This window comes from Acidovorax sp. FJL06 (assembly GCF_003852545.1).
Classification (GTDB): domain Bacteria; phylum Pseudomonadota; class Gammaproteobacteria; order Burkholderiales; family Burkholderiaceae_C; genus Acidovorax.
The window spans coordinates 75,723-92,509 of sequence record NZ_QAJR01000003.1 but is presented as its reverse complement, the minus strand read 5'-3'; the positions used below and the strand labels follow the sequence as shown (position 1 = coordinate 92,509).

Sequence of the window (16,787 nt, the reverse complement as noted above, 5' to 3'; positions counted from 1 at the left end):
AAGTCAGTGGGAATGGGGTCAGACGATGGGCTGATGGACGGTGACGAGCTTGGTGCCATCGGGGAAGGTGGCCTCCACCTGGATGTCCGGGATCATCTCGGCGATGCCGTCCATCACATCCGCACGGGTCAGCACGGTGCGGCCTTCGCTCATGAGCTGCGCCACGGTCTTGCCGTCGCGCGCGCCTTCCATCACGGCGGCGCTGATCAGGGCCACGGCCTCGGGGTAGTTGAGCTTCAGGCCCCGGGCCTTGCGGCGCTCGGCCAGCAGGGCGGCGGTGAAGATCAAGAGCTTGTCTTTTTCGCGAGGCGTCAGTTCCATGTCGTTTCACTCAATGCTGGGGTCAATGGATCGCCCGACCGCTGGGGCGGTCGAACGCGAGGCGTCAGTTCCATTTCGTTTCACTCAATGTGGGGGCTGCAAGTTGGTTCAGCCGTGAAGCGGTGCCAACCCGAAGGGGCAGTCCCTGGCTGGGCTGGGCGATCTTTGTCATGCGGATTCATCATAGGCAGCAAGCCCCGTGCCCGCCATACGCCAGAGGGCGAAGGCGGGCAGGGCGCTGAGGGGGCCGGTGGCATGGAAACTGCACTTGCAACGCTTGCTGCAACCCCAACCCATGCCCCCTTCCAACGCCTCTCTTGCACCGCCCGACGTGGCTTCGGCCCCAGTGCGGGGCCAGGACGCGGACGCCCAGGCCCCACAGCAGGTCGTCAAGGTCCGGCGCGACTACAACAGCTGGGTGGCCACCGAGACCATGGAGGACTATGCGCTGCGCTACGCCCCCCAGCGCTTTCGCAAGTGGTCCGAATGGCGGGTGGCCAACACCGCCTTCGGCGCGGCCTCCTTCCTGATCCTGGAGGCCGTGGGTGCCACGCTGCTGGTGCAGTACGGCTTCATCAACGCCTTCTGGGCCATCGTGGCCACGGGGCTCATCATCTTCCTGGCGGGCCTGCCCATCAGCGTCTATGCCGCGCGCTACGGGGTGGACATGGACCTGCTCACGCGCGGCGCGGGCTTTGGCTACATCGGCTCCACGCTCACCTCGCTGATCTACGCCAGCTTCACTTTCATCTTCTTCGCGCTGGAGGCCGCCGTGATGGCCTATGCGCTGGAGCTGGCGCTCGACATCCCGCCCACCTGGGGCTACCTGATCTGCGCCATTGTGGTGATTCCCCTCGTCACCCACGGCGTGTCGGCCATCAGCCGGCTGCAGGTGTGGACGCAGCCGCTGTGGCTGGTGATGCTGGTGGTGCCTTTTGGCTATGTGCTCATGCGCGATCCTGGTGCATTCGCGGGGGTTGTGCACTATGGTGGTGAATCCGCACGCGGTGCCAGCTTTCATCTGCCCTTGTTTGGTGCGGCGCTCACCGTCGGCATTGCGCTCATCACCCAGATGGGGGAGCAGGCCGACTACCTGCGTTTCATGCCCGCCCGCACGCCAGGCACGCGTGGGCGCTGGTGGCTGGGCGTGCTGGTGGGCGGGCCGGGCTGGGTGGTGCTGGGGGTGCTCAAGATGCTGGGCGGCGCGCTGCTCGCCTACCTGGCCCTGACCCACATGGTGCCGGCCGAGCGCGCGGTGGACCCCAACCAGATGTACCTGGTGGCGTATGAATACGTGTTCCCGCACTACGGCTGGGCGGTGGCGGCCACGGCGCTGTTCGTGGTGGTCTCGCAGATGAAGATCAACGTCACCAACGCCTACGCGGGGTCGCTGGCGTGGTCCAACTTCTTCTCGCGCCTCACGCACAGCCACCCGGGGCGCGTGGTGTGGGTGGTGTTCAACACGCTGATCGCCTTCATGCTGATGGAGATGAACGTGTTCCGCGCCATGGGCGAGGTGCTGGGCCTGTACTCCAACATCGCCATCGCCTGGATCATGTCGGTGGTGGCCGACCTGGTCATCAACAAGCCGCTGGGCCTGTCGCCCAAGGGCATCGAGTTCAAGCGCGCACACCTGTACGACATCAACCCCGTGGGCGTGGGGGCCATGGCGCTGGCGTCCATGTTGTCCATCAGCGCGCACCTGGGCCTGTTCGGGCCGCTGCCGCAGGCGTTCTCGGCGGTGATCGCGATGGCCGTGGCCTTTGTGGCCGCCCCGCTGATCGCCTGGGCCACGCGCGGCAAGTACTACATCGCGCGGCAAAGCGAGCCCGTGGCTGTGCCCATGCTGGGCCCGGTGCCCGGTGCCCGGGCTGCAGACCTGGGGACCTACCAGCGCCTGACCGTGCAGCGCTGCGTGGTCTGCGAGCGCGAATACGAAGCGCCCGACATGGCCCAATGCCCCGCCTACCGGGGTGCCATCTGCTCGCTGTGCTGCACGCTGGATGCGCGTTGCGGCGACCTGTGCAAGCCCCATGCGAGCATGGCGGTGCAATGGTCGGCCGCGCTGCGCTGGGTGCTGCCGCGCGCGGTGTGGCGCTACCTGGACACGGGCCTGGGCCACTTCCTGCTGCTGATGCTGGTGATTGCGCCGCTGCTGGCCTCGGTGATGGGGCTGCTGTACCACCAGGAGCTCAACACCATCACCCAGGCGGCGACGGACACCGAGGTGATGGCCGCACCCGAGGTGGCGCTGCGCTCGGGTCTGCTCAAGGCCTACCTGGCGCTCTTGGTCATCTCGGGCATCGTGGCCTGGTGGCTGGTGCTGGCGCACAAGAGCCGGCAGGTGGCGCAGGAGGAGTCCAACCGCCAGACGGGCCTCTTGGTGCGCGAGATCGAGTTGCACCGCCAGACCGACGAAGCCCTGCAAACCGCCCGCAGTGTGGCCGAGCAGGCCCAGCAGGCGGCGGAGCAGGCCAACCAGGCCAAGAGCCGCTACATCAGCGCCATCAGCCACGAGATCCGCACGCCGCTCAACTCCATCCTGGGCTATGCGCAACTGATGGGCGAAGACGCGGGCGTGCCGCCGCACCGCAAGCAGGCGGTGCATGTGATCCGCCGGGGGGGCGAACACCTGCTCTCGCTCATTGAGGGCACGCTGGACATCGCACGCATCGAGTCGGGCAAGCTCACGCTGGACGTGGCGCCCATGCGCTTTGCCGACGGCCTGCACGAGATGGCCGCGCTGTTCGAGCTGCAGGCCGCCGCCAAGGGCCTGGCGTTCGTGTTCGACGTGCAGGGCGTGGTCCCGGAGGTGGTGCGGGCCGACGACAAGCGCCTGCGCCAGATCCTCATCAACCTGCTGGGCAACGCCGTCAAGTTCACCGCGCAGGGCCGGGTCACGCTGCGCGTGCGCTATGCGCGCGAGATGGCGCGCATCGAGGTGCAGGACACGGGGCCGGGCCTGAGCGCCGACGAGATCGAGCGCATCTTCGAGCCCTTTGCGCGCGGCGGCTCCACCGGTGGCAGCGGCCCTGCGGCGGCGCCGGGCGCGGGGCTGGGGCTGACCATTGCCAGGATGCTCACCGTGCTGATGGGTGGTGAAATGTCGGTCACCAGCCAGCCCGGCGTGGGCTCGGTGTTCCACGTCAAGCTGTTTTTGCCCGAGGTGCACGCCGAGGCGCTGGGCAAGTCTCCGGCATCGATGGGTGCCGGCAGCGGCCGCGTAGCGCCGGCGCGCAAGGGCCGGGTGGGCTATGCGGGCGAGCGCCGCCGCATTCTGGTGGTGGACAACGAAGAGCCCGACCGCGAGCTGCTGGTGCAACTGCTCGAACCCCTGGGTTTCGAGCTGCGCCAGGCCGCCAGCGGCCACGACGCGCTGGACCTGCTGGCCACGGGCTACCGGCCCCACGCGATCTTCATGGACCTGGCCATGCCGGGCATCGACGGCTGGGAGACTTTGCGGCGCGTGCGGCAGATGGAGCTTGTGGGCGTGCGCTGTGCCGTGGTGTCGGCCAACGCCTTCGACAAGGCGCTGGACAACGACGTGGACATTCGCCCCGAAGATTTCATCGTCAAGCCCGTGCGCCACACCGAGCTGCTGGACTGGCTGGAGCGCCGCCTGGGGCTGCAGTGGGTGTACGAGGGCGATGCGTTGGCGCAGCCTGCAGCAGCGCTGCCCCTGCACCCTGCACCCACCGCGGCCAAGCCAATGAGCTACCCCAACGCCGCCGCCCTGGCCGCGCTGGCCCAGGCCGTGGCGCTGGGTTACTACCGGGGCATCCTCAACGCCCTGGACGAGATCGAACGCAGCCAGCCCGCACACCAGGCGTTTGTGCACACCATGCGGCAGATGGCGCGCGAGTTTCAGTTCGACGCCATGGGCCAGATCCTGGAGCAGGCCCCCTCGTGACGATGACCATCCCCCCCATGACCGCGACCTTGCCTCCTTCCACCCCGGCAACCCCCGCGCTGGCAGCGCTGGACCGCAGCGACAGCGACGTGGTGCTGATCGTGGACGACGTGCCCGACAACCTGGCCGTGCTGCACGACGCGCTCGATGAATCGGGCTACACGGTGCTGGTGGCCATGCATGGCGAGGCCGCGCTGCAGCGCGCCGCGCAGGCGCTGCCCGACATCGTGCTGCTCGACGCCATGATGCCTGGCATGGACGGCTTCGAGGTCGCGCGGCGCCTGAAGGCGTCGCCCGCCACCGCGCACATCCCCATCATCTTCATGACCGGCCTGACCGAAACCGAACACCTGGTGGCTGCGCTGGAGGCGGGCGGCGTGGACTACGTCACCAAGCCCATCAAGCCACGCGAGGTGATGGCCCGCATGGGCGTGCACCTGGGCGCTGCGCGCAAGGCCCGGCAGGACGCGCGCCAGGCCCGCGAGGCGCGCAATGCGCTCGATGCCTTCGGCTACGCCAGCATCACCGTGCGCGCGGTGGACGGCCGCATCGTGTGGCAGACCCCGCTGGCGCGCGAGCTGCTGCAAAGCTACTTCGGCGAGGTGGGCCCGGACGGCGCGCCCACCGCCTTCGGCCACTGGGCGCCCGAGCCCGTGCAGGCCTGGCTGCGCCGCCATGTGCTGGCCGACAACGCCGCCGAGCTGCTGGCCGCATCGCTGGCCGAGCCGCCGCGCCTGGCGGTGGAGCAGGGCGCCCGCAGGCTCACCTTCCGCCTGCACCAGCAGGCCGGCGACAGCGCGGGCGGTGGCGACTGGCTCATCGTGATGCGCGAGGTGTCCGACGCGAAGATCATCGAATCCATGAGCCTGTCGTTCAAGCTCACCGCCCGCGAGGCCGAGGTGCTGTACTGGGTGGTCAAGGGCAAGATCAACCGCGACATCGGCGACATCCTGGGCGCCAGCCCTGCCACCGTGAAGAAACACCTGGAGCGCGTGTTTGCCAAGCTGGGGGTAGAGACGCGCACGGCGGCTGCCGCCATGGCGATGAACCGCATCCGGCAGCTGCATCCGCAGTTCGAGGGGTGAGAAGAGGGGCGACCAGCTGCCGGTGCGGGTGGTCAAAGGCCTGCGAAAAAGTGCTTTGACCCTGCCATGTTGCAGTGCAATAATCGCCCACCTTCATTTTCGGAGCCCCCAGCGTGGAAAGTGCCAGTTGTTGCAGTGAATCCCAGCAAGCCGTGACGGCTGCTGCCTGCCAGGCCTCCTGACGCCCGCTCCCGGGCCACAGGCTGCTCCGTGCAGGCCCAGGCCCCGCTTCTCCCAGCCTTCCGATATGCCCCGGCGCGGGCACCTCGGTCGGCCATCCCGTCTTGCCGTGTTCCTGCCCGTGCACCGTTGGTGCAGGCCGTGCCCTCTTGTTGAGGGTGCTGACCGCCTGTGACCAGGGTGCCCACCGGCGCCAGTACCCGTCTGCACGCTCCGTGTTGCCCGACCAGGACCACGGCCATGCGTTACTTTGTTGATCTGCCGACCTTCTTGCAGCGTGCGCTGGTGCTGCGCACCCCACATGGCGCTGCACCGCTGCGGCCTGCGCAGCGCGCTGCCGCCCCCTTGGTGGGCTGCGACCCCGGCGGTGATGCGCTGCAGGCCGTGGCGGGCCTGGATGGGCACACCCTCTGGCCCACACACCGCATCCGGTGTTGCCTGCACGGGCAGCCCTGGGTGCAGCCCCGCCACCGTTCGGGGCGCTGAGCCCGTCGCGCTCTCTTATTGCCAATACACACAGGGAGGCCCCATGGACCCAGACCCGCACAGGCGCTGTGCAGCGCCGCTCCGACCTTCCATCGTTCCGATGGTTTTTCCTGTTCCTGAATTTTTTGATCTGGCCATGGCCCAGAGGCGCCTTGCTTGCGTGACTGCGTGAGCACGATCCTCTGGCGGCTGGGGCCAGAGGGAGTGCTCACCATGTTCCGACTCTTTTGTTTCTCATCACGCGGCACGGCGGGCGATGCCCTGCGCCTGGCCTTGCTGGCCTCGCCCGGCTCTCGCCATGGGGTGCATGCTGCGCGCGCACTGCCCTGCAGCGTGTACTGCCGCTAGGGAGACCGCCATGAACTTCCTGCACAACATCTTTGACCGCTTTCTGCGCAGTCGCCATGTCACGCGCCATTTTGCGCGTCGGCTGATTCTGGACACCCTCACGCTGGGCCGCGCGCCCACCCCGGCCACCTCGCCCAACCTGCTCAGCCGCGAACTGCAGCAGGCCGCCAGCGAAGAGCTGAGCAGCCTGATCATGCGCCTGCATTCGCACGAGAAAGGCCTGAGCGATGCCCAGGCTGCGGCCGCCCTGGCACAGCACGGCCCCAACGAGGTGGAGCACGAGAAGCCCCTGCCCGCCTGGCTGCATCTGTGGCACTGCTACAAGAATCCGTTCAATGTCCTGCTCACGGTGCTGGCGCTGATTTCCTACCTGACCGAAGACCATGAAGCCACCGCCGTGATCCTGGCCATGGTGGTGTTGTCAACCCTGCTGCGGTTTGTGCAGGAGGGGCGTTCCAACCGTGCGGCCGAGCGCCTCAAGTCGCTGGTCAGCAACACGGCCACCGTGCTGCGCCGCAGCGGCGAGCCCCGGGGCGGGGCCGCCACATCGCGCGAGCTGCCCATCGGCCAGCTGGTGCCGGGCGACCATATCGTTTTGTCGGCGGGCGACATGATTCCGTCGGACTGCCGGGTGCTCACGGCCAAGGATCTGTTCGTGAGCCAGTCGGCCATGACGGGCGAATCGCTGCCGGTCGAAAAGTTTGCCGAGCGCAGCACCCCTGGCACCAGCGTGCTGGAGGCCGGCAACCTGCTGTTCATGGGCACCAATGTGGTGTCGGGCTCCGCCACGGCGCTGGTGGTGGCCACGGGGAACCACACCTACTTTGGCACGCTGGCCACGCGCGTCACGGCGACCGACCGCCGACCCACGGCGTTCCAGGCGGGCGTCAACAGCGTGAGCTGGCTGCTGATTCGCTTTGCGCTGGTGATGGTGCCCATCGTGTTGCTGGTCAACGGTTTCACCAAGGGCGACTGGCTGGAAGCCTTTCTGTTTGCGCTGTCGGTGGCCGTGGGCCTCACGCCCGAGATGCTGCCCATGATCGTCACCAGCACCCTGGCCAAGGGGGCTGTGCTGCTGTCGCGCAAGAAGGTGGTTGTGAAGCGGCTGGATGCGATCCAGAACTTTGGCGCCATGGATGTGCTGTGCACCGACAAGACCGGCACGCTCACTCAGGACAAAATCTTTCTGGAGCGCCACACCGATGTGTTTGGCCACGACAGTGACGAGGTGCTCACCTTCGCCTATCTCAACAGCCACTACCAAAGCGGCCTCAAGAACCTGCTGGACCGTGCCGTGCTGGAGCATGTGGAACTGCAGGCCCACCTGCGCCTGGCGCAGGACTACCGCAAGGTGGATGAGATCCCGTTCGACTTCGTGCGCCGGCGCATGTCGGTCATCGTGAGCGAGCGCGACGACCACCATGAGCTGATCTGCAAGGGGGCCGTGGAGGAAATGCTGGCCGTGTGCACCCAGGTGCGTGTGGTGGAGGCATCGGGCGCGCAGGACTTGCCGCTCGACGCCAGCCTGCGCGCTCGCGTGCTGGCGGTGACACGGGGCCTGAACAACGAGGGCCTGCGGGTGGTGGCTGTGGCCATGAAAGAGACCCCCCCGCACCAGACGGTGTACAGCGTGGCCGATGAAGCCGGGCTCACGTTGATTGGCTACGTGGCGTTTCTGGATCCACCCAAGGAGTCCACGGCACCGGCGCTCAGGGCGCTGGCCGCGCATGGCGTGGCGGTGAAGGTGTTGACCGGCGACAACGAGCTGGTCGCGCTCAAGGTCTGCCGCGAGGTGGGCCTGCCGGTGCAGGGCGTGCTGTTGGGCGGGGACATCGATGCGATGGACGATGCCGCGCTGGCCCGGGCCGCCGAGTCGCACAACCTGTTCGCCAAGCTCTCGCCACTGAACAAGGAGCGCCTGGTGCATGCCTTGCGCGCGGGGGGGCATGTGGTGGGCTTCATGGGCGACGGCATCAATGACGCGCCCGCGCTGCGCGCGGCCGACATCGGCATCAGCGTGGACAGCGCCGTGGACATTGCCAAGGAGGCGGCCGACATCATCCTGCTGGAGAAAAGCCTGATGGTGCTGGAAGAGGGGGTGATGGAAGGGCGCAAGACCTTCTGCAACATGCTCAAGTACATCCGCATGACGGCCAGCTCCAACTTTGGCAACGTGTTTTCAGTGCTGGTGGCCAGCGCCTTCCTGCCGTTCCTGCCCATGCTGCCCCTGCACCTGCTGGTGCAGAACCTGCTGTACGACGTGTCGCAGATCGCGATCCCGTTCGACCATGTGGATGAGGAACTGATCCGCAACCCGCTGCAGTGGAACCCTGGCGACATTGGGCGCTTCATGGTGTTCTTCGGGCCCATCAGCTCGGTGTTTGACGTCACGACCTTTGCGGTCATGTGGCATGTGTTTGGCGCCAACCATGCGGGGGCACAGACGCTGTTCCAGTCGGGCTGGTTCGTGGTGGGGCTGCTCACGCAGACGCTGATCGTGCACATGATCCGCACACCCAAGCTGCCGTTCGTGCAGAGCATGGCATCGGTGCCACTGGTGGCGACCACCGTGCTCATCATGGCGGCCGGCATCTTTATCCCGATGGGGCCGCTGGCCGGGCATTTCAAGCTGCAGGCATTGCCGTGGGGCTATTTCCCATGGCTGGTGGGCATCCTGGCGGGGTACGTGGTGTTCACCACCGCCATGAAGCGCTACTACATCCACCGGTTTGGCTGGCAGTAGCTGGCAGTGGCCACGGCTGCCACTGCGGTGGCAACGGCGGCTACATCCCCAGCGACTTGAGCAGCGCGTCCGTGTCGTCCTGCCCGGCGGGGGGTGGTGCGGGCACGGGCGGGGCCTCCTGCGACTGGGCCATCAGGGCATCGGGGTCCGGGGCCTCCTGGGCTTCGAAGTCGTAGAGCTTGATGAACTCCGTGCGGTCGATGGCCAGTTCCAGGTAGAAGATGTTGTTGTTGCTGGTGTAGAAGGTCACGCGCCGGGCCTCGGGCTTGTCCAGGTTGGCGTCCACGGACAACTGCACCTGCTTGTTCAGCACCAGCATCTTGGGCTGGTTCTGCGTGATGTGGGTCTGCAGCTCGCGCCGCACCTTGCCGGTGAAGTCGCCCACCACCTGGTTCATCAGCTCGCCCATCACATTGCTCACCTCATCGGAGGTGTACGAGCTGACCAGGTCCTCCTTGGACATGCCCATGTTCAGCAGGTAGTTGGCGTACAGCTCCATGGCTGCCTGGCCCGAGAAGTTGATGATCACCAGCCCCGAGAAGCCGCCATCGAACAGCACGAAGCAGCCGATGTCGGGCTTGAGGCAGGTCTTGCTGATGCGCTGCACCATGCCGGAGTAGTGGATCTGGCTGTGCGTGGCCACGCCCAGCACGCGCGTGACGGAGTTGCACAGGCTGATCAGCAGGTCTTCGGTGCCGTAGACGGGGGATTTTTCAGGGGTGCTCATGGTGTGGTCTGGGTCGCGGCCAGAAATCAATAAGGGCGTGGTGCAGAGCATAGGCGATGACGCCCCCGGAGACCAGAGTGCTACCCCCTGCGGCGGCGTGTGGAAGTACGCCAATTGACTTTCGAACCGGCTCGCGTATCGTGCCTTCCATCCAATAAGCATGAAGAGGGGGGCGCGCCAGATGGGCAATGTCTACTTCTATGGCCTGACCGATTTCCAGGCGATAGCGGCCGGGGCGGCCGTGCTGGCCAGCGGCGGTGGCGGCAGCTACCACGACGCCTGCGCCATCGTGCAGCAGCTGGCGGACCAGGGCTACAAGGGCACGGTGCAGGTGCAGGACTACGACGGTGCCACCAATGCCTGCGTGCTGGCCATCATGGGGTCGCCCGACGCGGCCGACAGCCTCACCCTCACGGCGGTGCAGAACTCCATCAGCAACACCGTGGCCGTGCTGCAGGCATACACCGGCATGCAGCCGGGCGCCTTCATCCCGGTGGAGATCGGGCCCATCAACTCGCTGGTGCCGCTGATCGGCGCGGCCCTGTCGGGCGGCAGCGTCTGGGTGGTGAACGGCGATGGCGCAGGCCGCGCCGTGCCCGAGCTGCCCCAGACCACTTTCACCGGCACACCGGCGCTGGCGCCATGCCCCGCGGCGCTGGCCAGCGACGCCCCCAACCTGGTGGAGATGGAGTCGGCCCTGCTGGGTGCCGCCACCGCAGCACGCGTGGAGACCCTGGCGGGCGGGGTGGTGGGCGGTTTTGGCGGGTATTCGGGCATTGCGATGTGGCCGTCGAACGCGGGCAACCAGTTTGCGTTGTCGGGCAGCTACATCCCGGGCACGCTGGAGCAGGCGCGGGTGCTGGGCCTGCAGTTGCTGCAGGCGGTCACGCCGCTGAACACGCAGACGGTAGCGGCGGGCATTGAGGAGATCACCGGCCGCGCCGCGCGTGCCGTGGTCACCAATTTCTACATCACCTCGGTCACGCAGTCCACGTCCAGCGCCTCGCTGGACTCGGGCATCATCCGGCTGGACAATGCGCAAGACCCCCGCCGGAGCACGGCTACGCATTACCTGTACAACCTCAATGAGAACCTGATCATGTATTCGGCGGCCAGCACCACCCCGGACATCATCGCGCCCGACTCGATCTGCTACTACTCCGAGAGCACAGGGCGCGGGTTCTCGAATGCCAGCGACGACCTGGCCCTGTATTTCGACGCGGCCACGGGCCGCAGCACCGGCAACGCGGTGAGCGTGATCGCCGTGCAGACAGCCCCCCAGCTCTACAACACCCCCGGCGTGGTGGCGTCTTTTGCCGCACTCTTGCGCAACATCGGCTATGCCGGTGGCATGCCGCCCGCCTGAACACATCGGCACGCCGTGATCCACCATGGGTGAAACAGACCTGAACAAGGAGCGGCTGGAGCTGGCCCTGGAGGCCGCGGGGCTGGACCTGTGGGAGAACGATCTCGTCACGGGCAATGTCACGCGCAAGGCCACCAAGACCTTTGAGGAGCTGGGGTTCTCCGAGGACGAAATCGTCTCGGGCGTGCAGGACATCTACAGCCTGTTCCACCCCGACGACATCGACACTGTGCGGCAGGCCGTGGCCGACCACCTCCTGGGCGTCACACCGCAGTACCGCTGTGAGTTCCGGCTGCGTTCCAAGGCGGGCGAGTGGGTCTGGTATGCCAACTATGGCCGCATCATGGACGGCCACAGCGCAACGCCTGGCAAGCGCCTGATCGGCGTCACGTTCAACATCCACGACCGCAAGTGCCGCGAAACCGAGATCGCCCAGATCAACCAGCAGCTCACCGAGCAGAACCGCCTGCTGCAGCAGCTCAATGCCACGCTGGAGCGGCTGGCCGCCAATGATTCGCTCACCGGCCTGTCCAACCGCCGCACGCTGATGGAGCTGGGCGCCAACGAGTGCAAGCGCACGGAGCGCTTCGGCCACCCGCTGTCGCTGCTGGTGGTGGACATCGACCTGTTCAAGGCCGTCAACGATGCCTTCGGCCATCTGGCCGGCGACCGGGTGATCTGCGCCGTGGCCCAGGCCTGCGCGGCGCGCAAGCGCAGCGGCGTGGACATCGTGGCGCGTTTTGGCGGCGAAGAATTCGTCATCGTGCTGCCCGAGACCGACGGCCCGAGCGCGCTGCGCGTGGCCGAATCGCTGCGCCGTGAGGTCGAGGCCCTGCGCGTGCCTGCGGGCGAGGGGGGACAGGGCATTGCGGTCACCGTGAGCATCGGGGTGTCCACCATGCACAAAGGCACGGGGCTCGACTTTGAAGAGCTCGTGAACCGCGCCGACAAGGCCCTGTACCAGGCCAAGGGCACGGGGCGCAATGCCGTGTACTGCGCCGACAGACTGCTTGGCGGTGGCGGCACCGCCGCGCCAGCGCCCAGGGGGCCGGGCGACCCTGCGGGTTAGCGCGCCTGGGCGGCCTGGTGGATGGCCGCGCGGATGCGCGGATAGGTGCCGCAGCGGCAGGCGTTGCCGGACATGGCGGCGTCGATGTCGGCATCGCTGGGGCGGGGCGTCTTCCTGAGCAGTGCACAGGCCGACATGAGCTGTCCGCTCTGGCAGTAGCCACACTGGGCCACGTCCACCGCCGTCCAGGCCGCGCGCAGCGCCGTGGCCTCGGGGCCCTGCAGGCCCTCGATGGTGGTGACGTTGGCGCTGCCCACGGCCGACAGCGGCGTGATGCAGGCCCGCACGGGCTCGCCGTTCAGGTGCACGGTGCAGGCGCCGCACAGGGCCATGCCGCAGCCGAACTTGGTGCCGTTCAGATGCAGCTCGCCGCGCAGCACCCACAGCAGCGGGGTGTCGGGCTCGGCATGCACGGGGGTGGGCTGGCCGTTGAGGGTGATCGTGGTGGGCATGGGGGCTCCTTTTAGAACGTGTTTACGATCTCCCAGGGGTCGCGCAGCGGTCTTGCCGGGATGGGATGCAAGGCGCGGTGCGCAGCCAATAGCTCGGCTATTGGCAAGCGCCGCAACGCCGCAGACCGCCCGCCAAGACCGCTGCCCGAAGGGTTGGGGCGAAATCGGGCGATTGGACGCCCCGTCTGCTTGCATGGGCACGAGCCCATGCGGCGTATCCGAGGCATCCACTCATCCCGATTGCGCTCCAACGCGATCCCCTGCGAGATCGTAAACACGTTCTTAGGCCAGTGTCAGGGGAAGGGCGCGCAGGCGCTGGCCGGTGAGCGCGAACAGCGCGTTGGCCACGGCCGGTGCAATGGGGGGCACGCCGGGCTCGCCCACGCCCTCGGGCGGCTCCGCGCTGGGGAGGATGTGGGTCTCGATCTGCGGGCAGTCGGCCATGCGCAGCAGGGGGTAGTCGTGCAGGTTGCTTTGCTGCACCTGGCCGTTCTGAAGGGTCACCTCGCCATGCAGTGCGGCCGTGAGGCCGAACACCACGGCGCTTTCCATCTGCTGCGTGATGAGGTTGGGGTTGATGGCCGCGCCGCAGTCGATCACGCACACCACGCGGTGCACGCGCAGGGCCTTGTCGGCACCCACCGACACCTCGGCCACCTGCGCCACGATGGAGCCGAACGACTGGTGCAGCGCCACGCCCCGGGCGCGCTTGGCGCCCGTGGCATCGGCGGCCAGTGGCTGGCCCCAGCCCGCCAGCTCGGCGGCCGTCTTGAGCACGCGCAGGTGGCGCGGGTGCTTCTTGAGCAAGGCCGCGCGGAACGCCACCGGGTCTTGCCTGGCGGCATGGGCCACTTCATCGACAAAGCTCTCCTTGAAGAAAGCCTGGTGCGAATGCCCCACCGAACGCCAGAAACCCACGGGCAGGGGCAGGTCGATGGTTTCGTGCGCAATGCGCGCGTGGGGCCATTCGTAGGGCTGGTCGAACGCCCCTTCGGACGTGGTCTTGTCGGGCCCGGCGCCGGGCAGCCCGAACATGCGCGACAGCACCTGCGGCACGATGGCCTGGCCCGCCGACCAGTTGTGCCAGGCCACGAGCTGGCCTTGCGCGTCCAGCCCTGCCTTGAAGCGGGCCATGCAGGCGGGGCGGAAGAAGTCGTGCTGCAGATCCTGCTCGCGCGACCACAGGGTTTGCACGGGCGCGCCGTCGGCCGCCTGGGCAATGGCGGCGGCCTGGGCCACGTAGTCCACCTCCAGCCGCCGGCCAAAGCCCCCGCCCAGCAGCAGCTGGTGCACCGTGACCTTGCCTTCGTCGATGCCCAGCGCCTTGGCTGCGGCCCTGCGTGCCAGGCCGGGCACCTGGGTCGATGTCCACACGGTGGCGGCGCCGTCCTTGAACTGCGCGGTGCAGTTGATGGGCTCCAGCGCGGCATGGGCCAGGTAGGGCGCGCGGTAGTCGGCCGTGAGCGTGGTGCTGGCGCCCTGCATGGCCGCATCCACATCGCCCGTGCTGTGGTAGCCAAACCCCTGGGCCCGGTCCAGGGCCTGGGCCAGCTGGGCCATGACGGCGGTGCTCGACAGCGTGGCCGCCGGGCCATGGTCCCACTCCACGGTGACGGCGGCGGCCGCCTTCTTGGCGTGCCAGGGCGTGTCGGCGATCACCGCCACCGCGCCGGTGCCGCCGTGGTAGGGCGCCACCGCCAGCACCTTTTTCACGCCCGGCAGTTTCAGGGCGGCGGCGCCGTCAAAGCGGGCCACCTGGCCGCCCCGCGTGGGGCACATCGCCAGGCTCGCATGCAGCAGGCCGGGCGGCTGGGCGTCGATGCCGAACACCGCCGTGCCATGGAGCTTGGCGGCCGCTTCGATGCGTGGCAGCGGCTTGCCGATGAGCTTGAACGCCGCCGGCTCCTTGAGCACGGCCTTGCCGGGCAGCGGCTGCTGCGCCGCCAGCGCGGCCAGTTCCCCAAAGCTGGCGCGCAGGCCGCTGGGGTGCTGCACCGTGCCGGCACTGGCCTGGCATTCGGCCGCTGGCACCTTCCACTGCGCTGCGGCGGCGCTGACGAGCAGGGTGCGCGCATGGGCCCCGGCCTCGCGCATGGGCAGCCACAGGTCCTTGATGCTGCTGGAGCCGCCGGTCATCATCACGCCCACCTCGCGCATGGTCTTGGCCGTGAGCCAGCCGGCCACGGCCTTGATCGAGCCGTCGTTGTCGGGGTGGAAGGGCAGGCCGTCCACCACGGTGGCCAGGTTGTTGTAGATGTCGTCGATGGGGGCCATCTCCAGCCGCACCTGGGCCCAGTCGGCGTCCAGCTCCTCGGCCAGGATGGCCGCCAGGCCCGTGTGCGTGCCCTGGCCCATTTCGGACTTGGCCATCATCACCGTCACGGTGTTGTCGGCGCCCACCTTGAGCCAGCCATTGAGTGCCACCTGGCCCGGTGCCTGGGGCAGGGGCTGTGCCGTGTGCAGGCGCTGGCGCGGGGGCAGAACGCCCCAGCCAATGACCAGCGCACCCGCTGTTGCGGCGCCGCCGAGGAGCACTGTGCGTCGTTTCACCATGGGTTTTCCTGAGCGTATGAACAATGGATGCCGACGGGGGCGGCCTCTGGCCGCTGCGGCGTGGCAGCCATCCTAGCGCCAGTGTGCGCCGGGATACCCCCTGCGAATGTCGGCTACGTGACGCTGCACCGCCAGCGCCGCCGGACCGTCAGCCGCCTGCGCGCCGCACGCGCACGGCAATGCGGTTGAGGCCCACGGGGGTCAGCCCCAGGTGCCGGGCCAGGTCCTTTTGCGGAATCCGCAGTGCGAGGCCCGGGTGTTCGGCCAGAAACGCGCGGTAGCGGGCTTCGGCGCCCAGCGTGAGCAGCGCGCGCTCGCGCGCTTCCTTGCGTGCGGCAAACACCAGGGTCAGCTGGTACAGCGCGCGTGCCCAGGGCAGGTGGCGCTCGGCCAGCGCCAGCAGCACGCGGTGGTCGATGCGCTCCAGCGTGGCGGGCTCGACGGCGGTCACCATGAACGCCGTGCGGCCACCCGGCTGCAGGGCCGCAATGCTGGCAAAGAACCGGCCTTCCTCGGCAAACGATTTGATCCATTCGGTGCCGCCATCGTCCAGGTAGCACAGCTTGAGCAGGCCGGTGTGCACCGTATACACATAGGGGTGCGGCACCCCTTGCAGGAAGACCGTGCCGCCCGCATCCACCCTGTGGCCGGTGATGGCGCGCTCTGCCATGTCCCAGTCGGGCAGTGTGGGGGTGCCTGCGGCGGAGGTGAGCAGGGACTGGAACGCGGGGTGCTGGGATGCAGCCATGGCGCGCAGTATGCCGTGCGGCCCATGGCCTTGCCATGCGGATGCGCCCCGTGCTGGGGCGCGCGATTAACCTGGGTTGATGACGGCCTGGCGGGTGCCGCCTACAGTGCAGCGGCATGCCACATCCCTCCACCCCGCCCACCGCCCTGCGGGCCGCTCCAGCCCTGCCGTTTCCGCGCACCATCGTCACGGGCGCCAGCTCTGGCATTGGCCGGGCGCTGGCGCTGGAACTGGTGCACCACGGCATCCCCGTGCTGGCGGTGGCGCGCAGTGCGGCGCTGGTGCGCGGCCTGCTGGCGGGGCACCTTGACATCCGCATCGGCAAGGCACGCGCGGCCTGGCACCTGCAGCGCTGGGCCCCGTGGTTGCTGGCGCGCATGCTGCGCAGCGCATGAGCCGTTGTGCGTCCGTTGACTTTTTTCTTGCTAACTATCTCTGACGAAGGGCCCCAACCACCATGTCCCCACGCTACGCCTTCTTCATCCACCTGCGCGCCCTGCCCGAATGGCTGCGCCTGCCGCGCGATCAGCGCCGCGCGCTGGGCGAAGCGCACCTGTACGCCCTGTTGCCCCGCTATGCCGGTGCCCTGCGCCTGCGCCACTTCGATGCCGAGGCTTTTGCGGCGCCCTGCAGCGATCTGATGCTGGTGGAAACCGACGACCCGCTCAAGCACTACGACTTCATGGAACGGCTGCGCGATTCGCCCTTGCTCACCGTGCCTTACTTCGAGGTGCTGCAGATCATTCCAGCCATCGAGGACGGCTATGTGGAGTTTGAGCGGTCCGGCGCCGCATGAAGG

At 68.0% G+C, this 16,787-nt stretch carries 14 protein-coding genes; 9 read left to right on the top strand and 5 right to left on the bottom strand.

Annotated elements, in window-relative coordinates:
• Nucleotides 1–18 precede the first annotated feature (18 nt).
• Nucleotides 19–321: an urease subunit gamma gene (locus DBV10_RS01955; protein ID WP_124510104.1), complete on the bottom strand. Its 303-nt coding sequence runs from the start codon at nt 319–321 to the stop codon at nt 19–21.
• 295 nt (nt 322–616) lie between these two features.
• Here DBV10_RS01955 and DBV10_RS01950 point away from each other — a divergent pair, with 295 nt between their 5' ends.
• The 5 genes from DBV10_RS01950 to mgtA all read left to right on the top strand — a co-directional run bounded on the left by DBV10_RS01950 (nt 617) and on the right by mgtA (nt 9,073).
• Nucleotides 617–4,231 carry an ATP-binding protein gene (locus DBV10_RS01950; protein ID WP_124510102.1) on the top strand — a complete coding sequence of 1,205 codons (3,615 nt, stop codon included), beginning with the start codon at nt 617–619 and terminating at the stop codon, nt 4,229–4,231.
• A gap of 17 nt (nt 4,232–4,248) precedes the next feature.
• Nucleotides 4,249–5,316, top strand: coding sequence for a response regulator (locus DBV10_RS01945; protein ID WP_124510100.1), 1,068 nt, complete (start codon nt 4,249–4,251; stop codon nt 5,314–5,316).
• Nucleotides 5,317–5,736: 420 nt separating this feature from the next.
• Entirely contained in the window at nt 5,737–5,982 is a 246-nt protein-coding gene (locus DBV10_RS01940) for a hypothetical protein (RefSeq protein ID WP_124510098.1), read from the top strand.
• A 213-nt stretch (nt 5,983–6,195) separates the two neighbouring features.
• Complete coding sequence (locus DBV10_RS23295) at nt 6,196–6,330, top strand: hypothetical protein (protein WP_255424807.1); 135 nt, start codon at nt 6,196–6,198, stop codon at nt 6,328–6,330.
• 10 nt (nt 6,331–6,340) lie between these two features.
• Complete coding sequence (mgtA, locus tag DBV10_RS01935; RefSeq protein WP_124510096.1) at nt 6,341–9,073, top strand: magnesium-translocating P-type ATPase; 2,733 nt, start codon at nt 6,341–6,343, stop codon at nt 9,071–9,073.
• Nucleotides 9,074–9,113: 40 nt separating this feature from the next.
• On the opposite strand, the gene DBV10_RS01930 is transcribed toward mgtA, so the two are convergent.
• The gene (locus DBV10_RS01930; protein ID WP_124510094.1) at nt 9,114–9,800 is read right to left on the bottom strand and encodes a DUF3334 family protein; all 687 of its coding nucleotides are present in this window, start codon (nt 9,798–9,800) and stop codon (nt 9,114–9,116) included.
• Between the two features lie 160 nt (nt 9,801–9,960).
• Here DBV10_RS01930 and DBV10_RS01925 point away from each other — a divergent pair, with 160 nt between their 5' ends.
• Together DBV10_RS01925 and DBV10_RS01920 are read left to right on the top strand one after the other, a co-directional pair.
• Nucleotides 9,961–11,166 carry a DUF917 family protein gene (locus tag DBV10_RS01925; RefSeq protein WP_233589773.1) on the top strand — a complete coding sequence of 402 codons (1,206 nt, stop codon included), beginning with the start codon at nt 9,961–9,963 and terminating at the stop codon, nt 11,164–11,166.
• Nucleotides 11,167–11,191: 25 nt separating this feature from the next.
• Complete coding sequence (locus DBV10_RS01920; RefSeq protein WP_124510092.1) at nt 11,192–12,235, top strand: sensor domain-containing diguanylate cyclase; 1,044 nt, start codon at nt 11,192–11,194, stop codon at nt 12,233–12,235.
• Here DBV10_RS01920 and DBV10_RS01915 read toward each other — a convergent pair.
• From DBV10_RS01915 to DBV10_RS01900, 3 genes are all read right to left on the bottom strand, one after another.
• Complete coding sequence (locus DBV10_RS01915; protein ID WP_124510090.1) at nt 12,232–12,687, bottom strand: (2Fe-2S)-binding protein; 456 nt, start codon at nt 12,685–12,687, stop codon at nt 12,232–12,234. The two genes, DBV10_RS01920 and DBV10_RS01915, sit on opposite strands and share 4 nt — an antisense overlap.
• A gap of 282 nt (nt 12,688–12,969) precedes the next feature.
• Nucleotides 12,970–15,240, bottom strand: coding sequence for a xanthine dehydrogenase family protein molybdopterin-binding subunit (locus DBV10_RS01905; protein ID WP_124510088.1), 2,271 nt, complete (start codon nt 15,238–15,240; stop codon nt 12,970–12,972).
• Nucleotides 15,241–15,388: 148 nt separating this feature from the next.
• On the bottom strand, nt 15,389–15,988 hold the full coding sequence (locus DBV10_RS01900; protein WP_124510086.1) for a Crp/Fnr family transcriptional regulator: 600 nt from the start codon (nt 15,986–15,988) through the stop codon (nt 15,389–15,391).
• 116 nt (nt 15,989–16,104) lie between these two features.
• On the opposite strand from DBV10_RS01900, the gene DBV10_RS01895 reads away from it, so the two are divergent.
• Complete coding sequence (locus DBV10_RS01895) at nt 16,105–16,383, top strand: SDR family NAD(P)-dependent oxidoreductase (RefSeq protein ID WP_124510084.1); 279 nt, start codon at nt 16,105–16,107, stop codon at nt 16,381–16,383.
• A 62-nt stretch (nt 16,384–16,445) separates the two neighbouring features.
• A complete protein-coding gene (locus DBV10_RS01890; RefSeq protein WP_124510082.1) occupies nt 16,446–16,784 on the top strand; it encodes a darcynin family protein in 339 nt (112 codons plus the stop codon).
• Nucleotides 16,785–16,787: the final 3 nt, after the last annotated feature.